A 15,612-nucleotide genomic window follows, 5' to 3' on the forward strand; every position below is an offset into this window, starting at 1 on the left:
GTCAGAGGGTTCGGGCCGCCGCAGCGTCGCGGAGGAGTCCGGCGAAGGTCAGGGCGGCGGGGGTGAGCGGGTGGTCGGTCATGCGAACCAGGAGGATGCGGCGGATGGGGGCCGGCGGTTGGAGCGGCAGGACGTTGACGCCGGGTCGGATGCCTTCCAGGGCCAGGGTGGGGGCGAGGGCGACGCCGATGCCGGCGGCGACCATGGCCTGGGCTTCCTGGTAGTCGTGCGCCTCGTAGGCGATGTGGGGCTCGAAGCCGAGGGCGCGACAGCCGCGGACAAGGGCTTCGGCCACCGGGTGATGGTCGGCGCGGGTGATCCATGGGTCGTGTGCGAAGTCGGCGAGTGAGGCGGCGTCGCGGCCGGCGAGTGGATGGTGGTCGCTGACGAGAAGGGCCGGCGGGTCATCGAGAAGGGGGGTGACGACGACGTCCTCCCGGTCGATTCGCCCCCAGTCGTAGTCCCACATCAGCGACATCTCGATCTCCCGGTTCTCCAGCATCGTCCAGAGCCCGGCGATGCGGGCGCTGCGGACGGTCAGCCGTACGTCGGGGTGGGCGTCCCGGAAGGCGATCACGGCCTGCGGGAGGAGCGAGGCACCGACGGTGGGGAAGGTGCCGATACGCAGCGTGCCCGCGCGCAGGCCGGCGAAGTCGGCGAGTTCGTTTTCCGCGGCCTGCAGTTCGCGTTCGATCCGTTCCCCTCGTTCGGCCAGCGCCCGTCCGGCGTCGGTGGCGGTGACGCCCCGGGCGTGGCGTTCAAGGAGGGGCTGTCCTGCCTCCGTTTCCAGGCGGCTGATCTGCTGCGATACCGCTGACGGTGTGTAGTTGAGGGCGCGGGCGGTCGCTGTCACCGAGCCGCGCCGGGCGACCTCGGTGAACAACAGGATGCGCCGGACGTCGAGCATGCCGCTACCTCCAGCGTTCACTTCACCTTAATAGCCATGCAGATTTCCGAGATTGTACTTCACCCTGCTGTAACTCACCGTGGAGGACACCACCCACGGCGAGACCGTCGGGTGGGCTTCCCCTTCCATGTCTGTCAGGAGTCAGTTGTGTTGCGTCTGCAGGGCGAGATGATCCGCGGAGGAACCAGCAAGTGCTGGATCTTCGACCACCGCGACGTGGTCGCCACGGGCGTGGATGTCGATGCCCTGCTGCTCGCTGCCTTCAACGCCGCCGACCCCCGTCAGATCGACGGCGTGGGCGGCGCTTCCTCCACCACCTCCAAGGCCGCCGTCGTCCAGGCGTCGGCCGAACATGGAGTGGATGTCGAGTACGCCTTCGCACAGGTCGGAATCGGCGACGAGCGCGTGGAGTGGGCCAGCAATTGCGGCAACTGCGCCACCGCCGTGGCCCTGTACGCCGTCCACCACAAGCTCGTGCCGATCGCGTCGGACACCACCACGGTCCGCATGCTCAACGTCAACACCGGGGCCCGCCTCACCGGCACGATCCCCACCCCCGCGGGCGTGGCCCCGGAGGAGGGCACAGCCGTGGTGCCGGGTACCTCGGCGCCGGGCGTGCCGGTCCTGCTCGGGTTTCAGGACCCGGCGGGCTCGACGACCGGCCGCGCTCTGCCGACCGGCCGGGCGCTGGACGAGCTGACCGGCCCGGACGGTGCCGTCGAGGCATCCCTGGTGGACGCCGGCGCTCCGGCCGCACTCTTCGAGGCCAAGGCGTTCGGCCTCGACGGCACGGAATCCCTTACCGCGTTCGCCACCGCAGTGCCCGCGCTGACACTGCTGCGCCGCCAGGCAGCGCTGGCCATGGGCCTGGCCCGCGAGGACGGTCCGGTCAGCCATGCGGTGCCGAAGGTGGGTATCGTCGCCCGGCCTGCCTCTTATCGCACCACACAGGGCATCCTCGTCAACCAGGACGAGTACGACCTGGCCGTGCGCATGGTCTCCATGCACGCCCCGCACCCGGCGATCGGCCTGACCTCCGCCGTGGCCCTGGCCGCGGCCGCCACCACCCCCGGCACCCTCGCCCACCGCGTCGCCCGGCAGACCGTCGACGGCACGCTGCGGCTGGGCACCCCCGCCGGCGTGATCGCCACCCAAGCCGTCCCCGCACCGGACGGCGCGTCCCCCACGGTGCTCCTGCACCGCGCCGCCCGGCGTATCGCCCGAGCCGAACTCCTCGTTCCCGTCCTGGAAGGACGCCCCGCATGAGCCGCAACGACGCCGCCCCGGGTACCGTCACCGCACCACCGGGCCGCATCCGCCGGATGCTGTCCCACCTCTACGTCCAGTGCCTGATCGCCGTCCTCCTCGGCGCCGCCGTGGGCCGACTGTGGCCGTCCGTCGGCACTGACCTCAAGCCGCTCGGCGACGGCTTCATCGCGCTGGTGAAGATGCTCATCGCGCCGATCATCTTCTGTACGGTCGTCCACGGCATCGCATCCATGGGCAATGCCCGCGCGGTCGGCCGCGTGAGCCTGAAGGCTCTGGTCTACTTCGAGGTGCTGACCACCGTGGCCATGGTGATCGGCCTGGTCGTCGTCAACGTCGTCAAGCCGGGCAGCGGTCTGCACATCGATCTCTCGAGCCTGTCCGCCAAGGGCCTGCCGCCAGAGGCGTCCACGGCCCACGAGGGCTTCGCCGAGTTCGTCCTCGCCATGATCCCGGCCACCCTGGTCAGCGCCCTGACCGGCAACGAGATCCTGCCGGTGCTGCTGGTGTCCGTGCTGTTCGGCTTCGGCCTGCACGCAAGCGGAGAGGCCGGCCTGGGCATCGCCCGGGGCGTCGAGAAGTTCTCCACGGTCCTGTTCACGCTCATCCGCTGGATCATGCGGCTCGCCCCCATCGGCGCGTTCGGCTCGATGGCCTTCACCATCGGCAACTACGGCCTGGGCACCCTGCGCCACCTGGCCCTGCTGGTCGGCTCGTTCTGGCTGACGGCCCTCTTCTTCGTCCTGGTCGTCCTCGGGACCGTGATGCGCCTGAACGGACTGCGGATACTCCCCTTCCTGCGCTACATCAAGGAAGAACTGCTGATCGTCCTGGGCACCTCCTCCACCGAGCCCGTCCTGCCGCGCATGATGGCCAAGCTTCAGCACGTGGGCGCCTCGAAACCGGTCGTCGGCATCACGCTGCCCGCCGGGTACTCCTTCAACCTCGACGGCACCGCCATCTACCTGACCATGGGCTCGGTCTTCCTCGCCCAGGCCCTCGGTATCGACCTCAGCCTCACCCAGCAACTGGCCATGCTCGCCGTCATGCTGCTCACCTCCAAGGGAGCCGCAGGCGTCACCGGCTCCGGCTTCATCGCCCTGGCCGCCACCCTCAGCGCTGTCCCGCACGTCCCGGTCGCCGCCCTCGCGCTGATCTTCGGCATCGACCGGTTCATGTCCGAAGCCCGCGCCCTGACCAGCGTGGTCGGCAACGGCGTCGCCACCCTGGCCGTCGCCCGGTGGGAGGGCGAGCTCGACGAGGACCGCGCCAAGGCCGTCCTGCGTGGAGAGATCCCCTATGCCCCCACCCCCGATCCCTCGGCGGTGACAGCCGCGCCCGATCCGAAGCAGACGCCCGCACCCGAGGCGATGCCCGAACCAACCCGCGACCCGGTCCCCGCCGCAACCTGATATTGCGTGGGCGGGCCGGCCTGGAGCAGATGCTCCGGGCCGGCCCTCCCGCGTCTCAACAGGACGTCGTACTCGCCGTCCCGGCTGATCAGGAACGTCCGGCCCTCCGGTACGCCCAGTCTTCCAACCTCTGATCAAGTCCGGCGAACGCCGCGCAGAACTCCCGCGTCGTCTGCCGTTTTTTCGGTGATCAGGGATCCGCGGATTTCCCGGCATGAGCGAGGTACCTGTCCGTACGATCCGGGCCGGGAGCTGCGTCAGGTGGCCAGGGATGCGGAACCGGACCTTCATGGACTGATCACGGCCCGCAGGGCCGAACTAGAGCTGCAGGCAGAGACGTTGAGCCAGCAGCTCCAAGAGGTGCCCGGCGAGCTCGAGGAACTCACCGTCGCCGAGCGGGCCGCGCGCCGACTGGCCGAGCAGCTGCACGCCGAAACGAGGACGACGCCTGGGGTGCCGGCCAGGTCGCAGGCCGCGCGGTGCTGCTGGTGCCGCAGCGCGAGCGCGACCGCCGCCTGCACGTCCCTCACGTCACCACGCTCCTGCGTGCCCTAGCTCGTACTGCTTAGCGAACCCGCCGAAGCTCTCCACAGTCTTCGTGACCGTGCCGAGCCCGCCGGCGGACCAGGAACAGCAGCTCAACTCCATGCTGCGGCGGCGCTCGCAATCCGCCGGCGCCACCCGGACAGTTCCTCCCCGAAGTCGCCTACCAGATGATCTACGGCTGCTGGTCCAGGAAGCCCGTGGCCCGGCTCATCCCCACCCCGCGACCGGCCAGCGGCCACCGCACCCAACGACGGCACCCCGCCGACCGGCGAACTGCATCACTCGTGATCGACACCAATCGCAACGGCCCGGGCGGCTGGATCCCGGAGGCGGGCAAGTAGGGCGCAGTTCCCGCACCGGGTCACGGCCGAAAGCCTTCCTCCCACTTCTCGAAGAAGAACTCGTGCTTGAGGAAGGAGACGTCGTACTCGTGGCCGGGCTGCGGCGGCAGCAGCTGGGCGGCCTGGAACAGACGCCACCCGTCCTGCATCGCGGCAAGCCCCGTCGGGTAGGGCGGCTCGTCGCTGTCACCGGTCGTCGGGCTGGTTCGGCCGGTCCCGTCGTATCTGGACCAGCCCACGACCTCGGAGTCGATTGCCGACGTCACCAGGTAGAGGACCAGAACCTGCTGTCTCATGCATGACTCCTCAGGGCCGGCCGGTTGCTGACGCGCGTGACCCAGTACTCGACATCGAACGAGTCGTCGCCGGTCAGGGCCCGCCACAGGAGGACCCGGTTATAGATCTCCAGCCGGGCGGCGGCCTGCTCGTACCAGGGGAAGTAGGTCTCGAGTTCCGCGTTCACGGCTGGGTCGTGCAGGTCGGAGGTGTCCCAGAGCCGCACCTGCGGCACGGTCGGGTTGAGGCGGAGTTTGTACATGTAGCGGCGGCGCGCGGTGTCGTTGCGACGGCCGCCGTGCCAGATCCCGTGGTGCACGAGGATGACCGTGCCCGCCGGGCATGTCAGACGCGTCTGCCCCCTGAGGTTCTGGACGCGTCCGATGTCCGTCTCGTTGATCCGGCGCAGATGGCTTCCCGGCACACTCAGCGTGCCGCCCATCTTGGCGGTCACCTCGTGCGGGTAGTACATGAGTTGGATGTCGAACGCATCCGGCCGTACGTCGATGATCGCGTCCGCGTGCAGGGGTTGTGCCTGTCCCCCGTGCGGCTCGCGCACATGTACGGCATGGTGGTCGACGGTCGGCCCAGGACCGACCAGGCTCTGCACGGCTCCGGCGACGACCGGAAGGGCGAGCAGCTCGTGGACGAAGACGTCCTCGGCGAAAGCCCCGCCCAGCGGAGTGCCGTAGGGCACGTTCGGCAGGCCCTCGGTCAAGGTCGCGATGGCCCGTCGATTGATCTCCTGCGGCACCACCGCGTCCAGGCGCAGAAATCCCTGCGCGACGAAGCGCGCCACCTGAACCGATGTCAGGAGTTGCTTGCTGGTTGGCATGCGACGAACGTATGTGTCCTGTACGGATCAGTCGTGGGCTGAAATCGTCCACTGCTGGTAATTTTCCGTCCTCGTGAAGCTCGCAACAGTACGACTCGACGAGGCGCCTACCGTGGTCGATGCCGGCATCGGGGTACACGGCGTCTCCACCGACCATGACGTCTTCCGGCTGCCCGACCTGTGGCAGCTGCACCTCTACAACTACGAGGGTGCTCTGTCCCTCGGGCAGTCGGTTCACCGCATACGACCCGGCCACGTCAGCCTCGTGCCGCCGAACACGGAAGTGCATTTTCACTATCGGGGCAGGTCTGAGCACTTCTATGCCCATCTACGGCTGTACGACGGCGGAACCCCGCGAGTGGTCCCGGTGATGCAGGACGCCGCGGTCGAGAGCACCCGACTCGCCGAACTGCTCCGACACGCCGTGACGGCCATGCCGACTTCTCCCTCGCGAGCCACCGCCGAGGTCTGGGCCGCTCTGTGGCGCGTCGCCGAGTTGCCGAGGGGCGATGGAGCCGGACGCCACCACCCCTTTGTGGCCACTGCACAGGCCTACGTCGAGGAACGCTTGGCCAGCCCACTGTCCGTACCGGACGTCGCTCGCGCCGTCGGAATCTCCCACACACATCTGACGCGAGTCTTCCGTGCCGAAACCGGCCTCACGGTCGTGGCATACATCCGACACCGACGCCTTCAACGCGCCCGCCACCTCCTGTTGTCCTCGACGCTGTCCATCACCGCCATCGCCGCGGCCGTGGGCATCGTCGACCTCCAGGCGTTCAACAAGGCGTCCCGCCGCGAACTCGGCGCGAGCCCGCGCGAGGTACGCGCGGGCCGGGCGCGAGGGAACCGGAACGAAGACCGTCCGGGGACCCCTCGGCCACGGACCGCGTCCGCTCCGCGAGCAACGCGTGACCGTTCAGGGCCGTCGTCGGGCGAAACGGCCCCGACGCCTACGCCTTGGTCGCCGTGAGCGCGTTGCGGATCGCGTCGTATGCGGGGCTTGCGCTGGATGTCGTGACCGGCCTGATGGTCAGACCGAGTCTGCAACGACAGGACATCACGAGTGGCCGGCGACCGGGCCTGAGGGGCCCATGCCGCCCGGCGTGGGAGTCAGTCTCGTCGTCACCTGGTGACGACGAGACTGACGTTGTGTCCGCCGAACCCGAACGAATTGGCCAGCGCAGCAAACCACTGAGCGCTTGTCTGCGCCGGCGTCGGCGCGAGATGACTGGACCGAGGAACCAGGCGTCAACCCTGCGGTCGGGCTCCTTGCTGAACCCAGTCGACGGCGTCTGCCTCGGACTCGGCATCGGGGGTCCGTGTTCGAGGCAGCTGAGGATGAAGTGGCGTACGTCAGTCAGTGATCTCGCCACTTGGGGGGGTGCGCCAATCGACATACCACGCCACGTGCTTCCCGCCCGCCACGTCACCCGGCTTCGATCGCCACGAAGCGTCGCTCGCGCCGGATGTCGCCGCGGTGCCACGTCGGTTCACCCGATTGCACCGGGCGAGCGGGCTCGGTGGCACCCGCTCGTGAACGCTGATGTGCACTAGGCCTCAACGGAAAGCGAGAACAGCATGATGGCATCTGCGGTCTCTGGCATACGACGCCGCACATGGCGTCCTCATAGCGCGGCGGCGGTGTGCGCCGTCGCTGCCTTGTGCACAGCGGCAGCGCCTGCGGCTACCGCGGACGGCGGCACAGGCGGTGCGAAACCCACCATCGTGCTTGTGCACGGTGCCTTCGCCGACGGTTCCAGCTGGAACGGGGTGATCGAGCGGCTGGAGCGTCGCGGCTACACGGTCATGGCCCCGGCCAACCCGCTGCGCGGGCTGTACAGCGACGCGGCCTACATCGCCTCCGTACTCAAGAGTGTCAAGGGCCCCGTCGTGCTGGCCGGGCACTCCTACGGTGGAGCCGTGATCAGTACGGCCGCGGCCGGCAATCCCCAGGTGAAGTCCCTCGTGTACATCTCGGCGCTGATGCCGGACGTGGGCGAGAGCGGCATGTCGCTCTCCGCGCGGTTCCCCAGCGCGCTCGGCACCGCCACCACATCCGTGCCCTACCAGGCCGGCAGCACTAGCGGAACCGACCTGTACCTCAAGCACGACAAGGTCCACCCGGTCTTCGCCGCCTGCCTGTCAGCCGGCCAAGCGAACCTCCTGGCAGACACCCAACGGCCCGCGGCCACCACCGCGTTCTCCGAGGCAGCCAAGGTCGCGGCGTGGAAGGACATACCGTCCTGGGCTCTGGTCGGCCGGCAGGACATGACCATCAACCCGGACCAGGAACGCTTCGAGGCCAAACGCGCCCACTCCCACACCGTGGAGATCAACACCTGCCACGTGTCCCTGATCGCGCGCCCCGACGCCGTCGCCGACCTCATCCTCCAGGCCACCACTATCGCTATGACCGCTCCCACCGGTGCTGATGCTGCCCGCTCGGCCCTTGCGGACACGGGTTCCTCCTGGAGTTTGAAGCACACCATCACCTTCGGCGGCATCGCCGGCGCGTTCTTGGCCGCCGGCTCTGCTGCCGTCCTCGCCGGCCGCCGTGTACGACACCGCACACACTGACAGGGGGTCTAAAACTGACGGACGGCCGGGTGTGGCCGCGGGTGGCGGACGACCTGTGGACCAGGCCAGCCTGTCATGGTGCTGATGAGAAGGTATTCTCGGCCCAGTCGGCGAACGACGTCCACCGCAGATCGGGATGGGCGGAGTGCAGCGCCGGCACGTCGACGCGGTAGCCGTGGCCACGCAGGAACGTCCACATCGCTCGCATGTCGTCGTTGCCGATCTCGTCGAGCTGCACTTCGTTGTGGCGAACGGTCCGACCGAGCGCCGTGCTCAACGTGGCGGCCATGTCATCGGGCGTGGGGGCGTCGCCGGCGAGCTCGATGCGCTGTCCGATGAACATGTCTGGTGCGGCGAAGACGGCGGCGGTGAACTCGCCCAGGTCGGGGCGTGCCAGTTGTTGCAGCGGGCGGTCTGGGGGCAGCGGCAGATCGAGCACCCCCTGGCGGATCCGGTCCACGTCACCGAGGGCGTTGTCGAAGAAATAAGTGGGACCCAAGATTGTGTAGGGCACGTCGCCTGCGGCCAGTTCCCGTTCGATCACTGCTTTGGTCTCGAAGTGTGGCACGCCAGTTTCCTGGTCGGCCCCTGCGACGGAACTGAAGACCAAATGTGGCACACGGGCCTCATGCGCGGCCGTGAGAATGGCCTGGCCCTGTGCGATCTCGGCGGCCGGCCCTGACTCGAAGGGCGTGGTCATCGCGAACACACCGGATACTTCCCGCATGGCCGAGGCCAGGGACTCGCGGTCTCTGAGATCTCCGCCAACAACCTCGACGTCGCGGGCGGCCAGGCGTCGGGCCGAAGCGGATTGAGGGTTGCGGACCAGGCCACGGACGGCCACACCGCGGGACAGCATCGCGCTGACGACGGCACTGCCCTGACCCCCGGTGGATCCGAGTACCAGCACCGGCTGGTCGACATTCATGATGAAGACTCCTTCCGAATCGGCCCTACAGGGCCTCGCCGCCTCTGGTGAGACCGGGCCGTTGGATCACTGTCCTGGCGAGGCAGGCGCAGCGGTTGCTCGTGGAGCATGCCAAGCGTTCCGGTGCGATGGCCGGTGGGGCGCGCCGGGTTGCCTGATTCTTCCGCTGAGGGCAGCGTGGTCGGTATCGGTCAGTTGTCCTGGGAGGAGTGTGCTGTGGCCATGGTCTTTCGTGGGGCGTCGCGGACGACGTGGCCGCGGCTGCGGGTCGCCGACTGGACCGAGACCCGGGACACACTGCACATGTGGACCCAGATCGTTGGCAAGATCCGGCTGGCCCACGCGCCCCTGGTCAATCACTGGTGGCAGGTCACCATGTACGTCAGCCCGCGCGGCCTGACCACGTCGGCGATCCCCTACCGCTCAGGCGTCTTCGACATCGAGTTCGACTTCCTCGACCATCAGCTGTGTGTCCGCAGCAGCGACGGCACCAACCGCAGCGTGGCCCTGGAGTCGAGACCGGTAGCTGACTTTTACCGCGAGACGATGCACGCCCTGGGTGAGTTGGGTATTGAGACAAAGATCCAGGCGTCTCCGAACGAGGTGGAACCGGCGATCCCCTTCGATGAGGACTACCAGCACGCTTCCTACGACCCGAGCGCCGCACAGCTCTTCTGGCAGCAGTTGCTGCAGGCCAACCGGGTGCTGGGGGAGTTCCGCTCGTGCTTCGTCGGCAAGGTCAGCCCGGTGCACTTCTTCTGGGGTGCCATGGACCTGGCCTGCACGAGGTTCTCAGGACGGGCGGCCCCGCCGCATCCTGGCGGCGCCCCGAACTGCGGTGACTGGGTGATGATGGAAGGCTACTCCCGCGAGTTGAGCAGCTGTGGTTTCTGGCCCGGCGGCGGTGAAGAGGGAGCCTTTTACTCGTACGCCTATCCCGAGCCGGATGGCTTCGCCGCGCAGCCGGTCACCCCGGCCGACGCGTTCTACAGCCCTGAACACGGTCAGTTCCTACTCCCGTACGAGGCGGTGCGTACTGCGGCCGACCCAGACCGGGTACTGGCTGGTTTCCTGCACACAACCTACGAGGCTGCTGCGGAACACGGTGGCTGGGACCGGGCGGCCCTGGAAGAGGACCCGAACCGGTGGCGAGAGCACCGTAGATCATCGCCTTCGGTGAGCGTGCATGACGATCTGCAATAACCTTGCGGCAGCGGTGGACCGGCACTGAGGCAGGGCCGTCCCGTGGCGGGCGCTTCGCCGGGACCGGCAGCCACCGGCGTCGGCCTCACCGCCCCTGGAAGGTCGGCCACTATGGGTACTTGGTCTTCCCTTAGTTCGGCAGTCGGCCGCTTCCGAGCCGCGAAGCCGAGGTTTGGTCCACCCGAGCGTCGCTTCCGGAGCGTGGCGGCCGTCATACGTGTCCATCGGCCGGCCGGACGTCCTCGGCCGTCCAAGGCCGGACGCTCGTCAACTCCGCCTCGGCGGCACATGCGAGGAGTTCCGCGCGGGTGACGGCATCGGTGCGCGTCGACGGGACGGTGCAGGCGTGGGCGCCAGCGATCGCTCCGTACAGGGCACAGCGCCGCGGGTCTTCGCCGTTCAGCCAGCCGAGCAGGAATCCAGAGGCGAAGGCGTCGCCCGCGCCGTTGGAGTCCACCACCGGGGCGGAGGGCGTGATCGTCGGTACGTGCGTCACCTCGCCGTCCGCCAGCAGGTAGGCGCCCTCGGCGCCAGCGGTGGCCACGACGATCCGGGCCCGACCGCGGGAGGCGATGTCGCGCATGGTGCACTCCGGGTCGGTCAGTGCGGTGGTGGACACGAAGACGACATCCGCCTCCAGGGCGAACGGCTCGTGGTATGGGTTGACGCCGTCCCAGTTGTGCAGGTCGGTCGAGAGGGTGACACCGGCCTCGCGGAGCAGGGGCAGCGCCTGTGCGCAGGGGTGTGTGATGACGACGTGCGCGTGGCGGCTGGCGGCGGCCAGTTCGCGTACCTTCGCCTCGGGCAGCCGGTCGGACTCGCGGGAGCGGGTGTCGTCGTAGAGGGACAGCCGTCGCCCGTCGGATCCGACGAGGTTGACCGCGCGCTTGGTGCCCGCGGGCTGCGGGATCGCGGTGAGGGGAATGCCGTGATCGCGGTGGAGGGCGCGGACCAGCTCTCCCTCGTGGTCGTCTCCAATCATGTCGAGATGATGAGTGCGCAGCCCCAGGGCGGTCAGTCCCAGCGCGACGAAGTCGCCGCTCTGCCCCGCGCGGGCCGTGATACCGGGCCGGATCATGTAACTGTCGGAGAAAGGGAGCGGCAGTTCAGGGACATGAACGATCGTGTCCACGCCCGCGCCGCCCAGGACCAGGACGTCGATGTGGGTGGTCATCGGGTTCCTCTCTGCCGGTCATCGTCAGCTGAGTCAAACAGGGGGCCGGGGCCGTGCCAAGAACCTCCTGGAATTTTCGGCTGGTTCGTCGTGGTGCTGGGCTTGACGGGCGCGCAACAGGTCGGCGCCACCGGATCGCCGCGGCGCACTGATTCGAGCTGTCGGTGGAGACCGGGCGTTGAAGTTCCCCTGTGATGTCGGACGCGCCATCAGCGTTGCCGCCTCGCGCAGCATTCGCAGGTGTTCGGCAGTGCTCTGCGGCAGACCGAGGCTGGCGAGGTGCTCCTCGCGGAAGAGGTAGGCGTACACCTCGTACGCGATGGACAGCAGTCGGGCCGCGTCCGAAGTGGGCGGCTCACCGTGCTGCTTGATGAAGCCGAGCGCGAGCTGCTCGACGCCACTCCAGTCGTCTCGTCTGCCTGCAAGAGCTGGGACTTGACCCGCTCCCAGTCGGCGACAAGGTGTTGGACTCGAAGCGGAAGAAGTTCTCGGCCGGGTCGATGGTTATGCACCGGCCCTCGACCTGGATGCCGGGCAGGCGGCTCCAGCGCGTGTCGAACGCCTCGGTCAGCTCGACCATGACGGCCGTACGGGTTGCGATATCGGTGGTGATCATCGGGGTCTCCGTCTCTGTTCGGCCGGGTCCGGGCAAAGGAATGCCCGAACCCGATGCGGGGGTGCGGAACTTGGGAGCCGCCCGGCCAGGTGGGGAGCCTGGATTCACGGTCGGACTTCGTTGCTCTTCGCGGCGACCTGGCGCCGGGCGACCACGGTCCGGCAGGAGTGCAGTGCGGCAGCGAACAGGCAGACGGCGCTGCTGTCGGTGCGGGCTCCTCGCACGGTCTTGTCGTCGACGGCCAGGCCCACCAGCCTGTCGCCGGGTTCGTCGTCCGGGTCGGCGGCGTACCGGGCGAGCCAGGCGCCCACGGTGTCGTCCAGGGCGTCGCCGTCCAGGCGGGACAGGAGTCGTCCCAGCGTGGAGGCGTTAGGTGTGCTGGAGATCAGTCCGAGTCGTTCGCGCAGACCGGAGCCGGTATCGGCGGCGAAGCGGGAGATGGCGGCCAGGGACGTGGCTCCGCCGAGGACGGCGACCAGACACAGGGCCTGCGAAGAACCCGCTGACCAAACCCTCACCCGCCTCGATGACGTCGACCGATGCCGCAGGCAGGCAGCGGCGGGGCCCGAGTGCCCCGGCCGCGTGCCCGCCCGGATGGTGTGTCAGACCACGGCGAGGCGGTCCACCAGCAGCTCCATCCTCCGCTCGGTGTCCTCCGGCGGCAGCCGTCCCGCCCGGGTCAGGGTCGCGATCCCGTGCAGAGCCGCCCAGAACACCTCGGTGAACAGCCCCGGGTGGACGCCGTCACCGGCGACCTCGCCGAGGACCTCCACCAGCGCGGCGAAGGCGTCCTTGAGAGGTTCCGGGGTGTCCTCCTGCGCGTATGCCAGGCCGCCGTCGAGCTGGAACAGGGCGTCGTAGACAGCCGAGTTGCGCTCGGCGAAGTCGAGGTAGCCGCGGGCGAGGGCGACGACCCGCTCGCGCGGACCGTCCGCGGCGGAGGTCGCGGCCCGCAGCGCGACGGCCATCTCGGTGGCGCCCTCCAGGGCGACGGCGCCGATGATCTCGCGCTTGCCGCGGAAATGGCTGTAGAGGACGGGCTGGCTGTACTCGATGCGCTCGGCGAGCCGGCGCGTGGTGACCGCGTCCCAGCCCTGCTGCTCGGCGAGTTCACGGGCCGTCGCCACGATCAGGCGCTCACGGGCCGCCCGTTCGCGCTGCTTGCGTTCATGTACCGACATGATTCGATCCTAGCATCGCTAGACAATCAAGCGGCAGTAGTACTAGCGTTAGCTCCACAGCTAGCAACGCTAGATATCTGGAGGGGTCGTCATGCTCAACGCACTCGAGGTCGTCACCACCGTGGTCGTCGGCGTGATGGTGGGGGTGGAGTTCTCCGTCGCCTTCGTCATCAACCGGATCCTCAACGCACTTCCCGGCGACGCCGGCCAACTCGGCCACGCCCACGGCGGCCGGATGCTCGGCGCCGTGATGCCGTTCTGGTACATCGGCTCGCTCGTCCTCGCCGTGATCTGGGCCATCGCCGGATGGCACGACCACGGCACCGGACTCGTCGTCACCGCCGCCGGACTGCTGATCCTCAGCGTCATCATGTCGATCCTGCTGCTCGTCCCGATCAACAACCGGAACAAGACGTGGACCCCCGAGAACCGGCCCGCCGACTGGAAGGAGCAGCTGAACCGCTGGAACCGCTGGCACTACGTCCGCGTCGCCGTCCTCATCGCCGCCTTCACCCTGCTGGCCGCCGCCCTCACCTGAGCCTGCGGGCTGACACCGCGCCGGTGGCGCACAATCCCCACTCCCCGGGCGACGGCGGGCCACCGAAATCCCAACGTCCGGGAATGCAGCTGCCGTTCAGATCCCACAACTGCGATTCCGACGAACCACGCCTCTCGATCAGCCGCGTCCGCGCGGCCTGATCAGGCCCCACGCGACTCAGCAAGCACCACGAAACTCACCAAGTTGGCGAAGACTCTTAAGGAGAAGAACAATGTCGCTGAAGAAGATCAACACCGTCCTGGCCGCCGCCTTCATCCTCTTCGTCCTCTGGTTCGGGACGGAGTTCATCGTGAGCCCGGAGACGACGGCGCCGGGCTTCGGCCTGCCGAGCTGGCCGTCCGGCGACGGCGACGGCTTCCTGATCATCAAGGGAATCCGCGACGTCGTCATGGCCCTGGTCCTGGGCATCCTGCTGGTGACGGGCCACCGCCGGGCGCTGGGCTGGGCGTTGCTGGTGGAGGCCCTCGCCGCGTACGGCGACATGACCACCGTGCTGGCCCACCACGGCTCCGTGGCCACCGCGCTCGGCGTCCACGCCCTGACCGCGACACTGATGGTGGTCAACGGCCTGCTGATCATGCGCGAAACCCGCAAGGCCGCGGCCGCTCCGGCAACGCCCGCCCCTCAGCCCGCCTAACCTCGCAACAGCAGATCGTGGGAGTCGGAGCCCCTCTCAGCGATACACCTAACCGACCGCCGAGCAGTCGGCATCGGACACATGGCGCGTCGTGGCGTGCTGTTGCCAAGAGGCCCAACTGGTCGGACGTAGGTGGGACGAGTGTTGTTCAGGGTACCGACTCGAGGAGTGAGCGGGCGACGTTCGCGTAGTGGATGGCGGAACCCGCCGTGGAGCGAGGGGTGTCGGAAGTGATTCGAAAACTGCAGGCAGTCGTGCTGGACTGCGCTGATGCGGAACGGCTAGCGAAGTTCTACGCGGATTTCCTCGGCGGCCGGGCGGTCCCGGACCCTGAGGATGCCGACTGGGTCGAGGTGAGCGGGTTCGAGGGGACGCCGCTGGCCTGCCAGCGGGTGGACGGCTACCAACCGCCCCAGTGGCCCGGCCAGGAGCACCCGCAGCAGCTCCACCTGGACTTCGACGTGGATGACCTCGACGGGGAGGAGGAGCGGGCGCTCGCCCTCGGCGCGACCGTGCTGGAGCGGACGGACCAGCTTCGCCCGGGGGTCAACTGGCGGGTCTACGCGGACCCGGCCGGCCATCCGTTCTGTCTCTGCCTCCACTGAGGCCATCGGACCCACTGTCCTGGCTCATGGCTGCCGCTGCCGGTACAGGCGCTGCGGACGCAAAGCCCTGTCCTTCGTCGGCATCGTCATCGCCTCGTTTGCCGCTACACCGACTGAGACGACCTCGTGTCCGTCATGACGGGGGGGCAGGGCGGTTGTTGTTCGAAGTACCGATCCGAGGGTCGAGCGTTACGGCGCACAGTGTCAGGCGGCGTCCTTGAGGACTTGGGTGCGCACCTGGTCACAGCATGGGTTGCTCAGTCTGGAGACGTGCATTTGTCAGATGCCGAGTTTCACCGATCCGCGTCTGGGTCATGTCGCGGAAGAACCGCAAGTAGAGGATGGTCCGTTCACGCTCGGGCAATGCGTGGCGACACGGCTTGCCTGCCTCGCGGTCGACGGCCGTCTCGAGGGCTACAGCCGCCAGCACCGCACACTGCGATGCCCTGCCCTGCCCTGCCCTGCCCTGCCCTGCCCTGCCGCAACAGCGATCACCATCGCCACGAACGCGGTGAACCGCCCCAGCGTCGCACTCACCGCCGCTAC

Annotated in this window: 16 protein-coding genes and 2 pseudogenes; 9 read left to right on the top strand and 9 right to left on the bottom strand. The window is 68.5% G+C overall.

Annotated features, from left to right (window positions below; all coding sequences use genetic code 11):
• Position 1 precedes the first annotated feature (1 nt).
• Entirely contained in the window at positions 2-907 is a 906-nt protein-coding gene (locus OG456_RS46900; RefSeq protein ID WP_266571782.1) for a LysR family transcriptional regulator, read from the bottom strand.
• Between the two features lie 147 nt (positions 908-1,054).
• Between OG456_RS46900 and OG456_RS46905 the strand changes: the two genes are divergently transcribed.
• From OG456_RS46905 to OG456_RS46915, 3 genes are all read left to right on the top strand, one after another.
• Positions 1,055-2,173, top strand: coding sequence for a PrpF domain-containing protein (locus OG456_RS46905; protein WP_266571209.1), 1,119 nt, complete (start codon positions 1,055-1,057; stop codon positions 2,171-2,173).
• On the top strand, positions 2,170-3,585 hold the full coding sequence (gene dctA / locus OG456_RS46910; protein WP_266571211.1) for a C4-dicarboxylate transporter DctA: 1,416 nt from the start codon (positions 2,170-2,172) through the stop codon (positions 3,583-3,585). Before OG456_RS46905 ends, dctA begins: the two co-directional genes overlap by 4 nt.
• A 261-nt stretch (positions 3,586-3,846) precedes the next feature.
• A complete protein-coding gene (locus tag OG456_RS46915) occupies positions 3,847-4,140 on the top strand; it encodes a hypothetical protein (RefSeq protein WP_266571212.1) in 294 nt (97 codons plus the stop codon).
• Between the two features lie 352 nt (positions 4,141-4,492).
• Here the strand turns inward: OG456_RS46915 and OG456_RS46920 are convergent, their stop codons facing one another.
• Both OG456_RS46920 and OG456_RS46925 read right to left on the bottom strand, forming a co-directional pair.
• Positions 4,493-4,768: a hypothetical protein gene (locus tag OG456_RS46920; protein WP_266571213.1), complete on the bottom strand. Its 276-nt coding sequence runs from the start codon at positions 4,766-4,768 to the stop codon at positions 4,493-4,495.
• Complete coding sequence (locus tag OG456_RS46925; protein WP_266571214.1) at positions 4,765-5,583, bottom strand: phytanoyl-CoA dioxygenase family protein; 819 nt, start codon at positions 5,581-5,583, stop codon at positions 4,765-4,767. Before OG456_RS46925 ends, OG456_RS46920 begins: the two co-directional genes overlap by 4 nt.
• Positions 5,584-5,656: 73 nt before the next feature.
• Here OG456_RS46925 and OG456_RS46930 point away from each other — a divergent pair, with 73 nt between their 5' ends.
• Together OG456_RS46930 and OG456_RS46935 are read left to right on the top strand one after the other, a co-directional pair.
• The gene (locus tag OG456_RS46930) at positions 5,657-6,556 is read left to right on the top strand and encodes an AraC family transcriptional regulator (protein ID WP_323136473.1); all 900 of its coding nucleotides are present in this window, start codon (positions 5,657-5,659) and stop codon (positions 6,554-6,556) included.
• 761 nt (positions 6,557-7,317) lie between these two features.
• Positions 7,318-8,163, top strand: coding sequence for an alpha/beta fold hydrolase (locus OG456_RS46935; protein ID WP_266571215.1), 846 nt, complete (start codon positions 7,318-7,320; stop codon positions 8,161-8,163).
• 73 nt (positions 8,164-8,236) lie between these two features.
• On the opposite strand, the gene OG456_RS46940 is transcribed toward OG456_RS46935, so the two are convergent.
• The gene (locus tag OG456_RS46940; RefSeq protein ID WP_266571216.1) at positions 8,237-9,091 is read right to left on the bottom strand and encodes an NmrA/HSCARG family protein; all 855 of its coding nucleotides are present in this window, start codon (positions 9,089-9,091) and stop codon (positions 8,237-8,239) included.
• A 222-nt stretch (positions 9,092-9,313) separates the two neighbouring features.
• On the opposite strand from OG456_RS46940, the gene OG456_RS46945 reads away from it, so the two are divergent.
• Complete coding sequence (locus OG456_RS46945; protein ID WP_266571783.1) at positions 9,314-10,294, top strand: DUF5996 family protein; 981 nt, start codon at positions 9,314-9,316, stop codon at positions 10,292-10,294.
• Between the two features lie 211 nt (positions 10,295-10,505).
• On the opposite strand, the gene OG456_RS46950 is transcribed toward OG456_RS46945, so the two are convergent.
• The 4 genes and pseudogenes from OG456_RS46950 to OG456_RS46965 form a co-directional block, all read right to left on the bottom strand.
• Positions 10,506-11,468, bottom strand: a complete 963-nt coding sequence (locus OG456_RS46950; protein WP_266571217.1) for an adenosine kinase — start codon at positions 11,466-11,468, stop codon at positions 10,506-10,508.
• A 204-nt stretch (positions 11,469-11,672) separates the two neighbouring features.
• Positions 11,673-12,084, bottom strand: a pseudogene (locus OG456_RS46955) (hypothetical protein); the annotation flags it as partial.
• A 104-nt stretch (positions 12,085-12,188) separates the two neighbouring features.
• Positions 12,189-12,602 carry a transposase family protein gene (locus tag OG456_RS46960; protein ID WP_266571218.1) on the bottom strand — a complete coding sequence of 138 codons (414 nt, stop codon included), beginning with the start codon at positions 12,600-12,602 and terminating at the stop codon, positions 12,189-12,191.
• A gap of 84 nt (positions 12,603-12,686) precedes the next feature.
• The gene (locus OG456_RS46965) at positions 12,687-13,265 is read right to left on the bottom strand and encodes a TetR/AcrR family transcriptional regulator (protein WP_266571219.1); all 579 of its coding nucleotides are present in this window, start codon (positions 13,263-13,265) and stop codon (positions 12,687-12,689) included.
• 91 nt (positions 13,266-13,356) lie between these two features.
• Between OG456_RS46965 and OG456_RS46970 the strand changes: the two genes are divergently transcribed.
• From OG456_RS46970 to OG456_RS46980, 3 genes are all read left to right on the top strand, one after another.
• Positions 13,357-13,803, top strand: coding sequence for a DUF1772 domain-containing protein (locus OG456_RS46970; protein ID WP_266571220.1), 447 nt, complete (start codon positions 13,357-13,359; stop codon positions 13,801-13,803).
• A 232-nt stretch (positions 13,804-14,035) separates the two neighbouring features.
• Entirely contained in the window at positions 14,036-14,461 is a 426-nt protein-coding gene (locus tag OG456_RS46975; protein ID WP_266571221.1) for a DUF4267 domain-containing protein, read from the top strand.
• 230 nt (positions 14,462-14,691) lie between these two features.
• Positions 14,692-15,066 carry a VOC family protein gene (locus OG456_RS46980; RefSeq protein WP_266571222.1) on the top strand — a complete coding sequence of 125 codons (375 nt, stop codon included), beginning with the start codon at positions 14,692-14,694 and terminating at the stop codon, positions 15,064-15,066.
• A 204-nt stretch (positions 15,067-15,270) separates the two neighbouring features.
• Here OG456_RS46980 and OG456_RS46985 read toward each other — a convergent pair.
• A pseudogene (locus OG456_RS46985) lies at positions 15,271-15,481 on the bottom strand (sigma factor-like helix-turn-helix DNA-binding protein); the annotation flags it as partial.
• Between the last annotated feature and the right edge of the window lie 131 nt (positions 15,482-15,612).

Origin of the sequence: Streptomyces sp. NBC_01446, from assembly GCF_026340095.1 — a bacterium.
Classification (GTDB): Bacteria; Actinomycetota; Actinomycetes; order Streptomycetales; family Streptomycetaceae; genus Streptomyces; species Streptomyces aureus.

Excerpts from the sequence above, each read along its gene's own strand:
- OG456_RS46900 (WP_266571782.1), bottom strand. The coding sequence starts at position 907 with ATGCTCGACGTCCGGCGCATCCTGTTGTTCACCGAGGTCGCCCGGCGC.
- dctA (WP_266571211.1), top strand. The coding sequence starts at position 2,170 with ATGAGCCGCAACGACGCCGCCCCGGGTACCGTCACCGCACCACCGGGC.
- OG456_RS46920 (WP_266571213.1), bottom strand. The coding sequence starts at position 4,768 with ATGAGACAGCAGGTTCTGGTCCTCTACCTGGTGACGTCGGCAATCGAC.
- OG456_RS46925 (WP_266571214.1), bottom strand. The coding sequence starts at position 5,583 with ATGCCAACCAGCAAGCAACTCCTGACATCGGTTCAGGTGGCGCGCTTC.
- OG456_RS46940 (WP_266571216.1), bottom strand. The coding sequence starts at position 9,091 with ATGAATGTCGACCAGCCGGTGCTGGTACTCGGATCCACCGGGGGTCAG.
- OG456_RS46945 (WP_266571783.1), top strand. The coding sequence starts at position 9,314 with ATGGTCTTTCGTGGGGCGTCGCGGACGACGTGGCCGCGGCTGCGGGTC.
- OG456_RS46950 (WP_266571217.1), bottom strand. The coding sequence starts at position 11,468 with ATGACCACCCACATCGACGTCCTGGTCCTGGGCGGCGCGGGCGTGGAC.
- OG456_RS46965 (WP_266571219.1), bottom strand. The coding sequence starts at position 13,265 with ATGTCGGTACATGAACGCAAGCAGCGCGAACGGGCGGCCCGTGAGCGC.
- OG456_RS46970 (WP_266571220.1), top strand. The coding sequence starts at position 13,357 with ATGCTCAACGCACTCGAGGTCGTCACCACCGTGGTCGTCGGCGTGATG.
- OG456_RS46975 (WP_266571221.1), top strand. The coding sequence starts at position 14,036 with ATGTCGCTGAAGAAGATCAACACCGTCCTGGCCGCCGCCTTCATCCTC.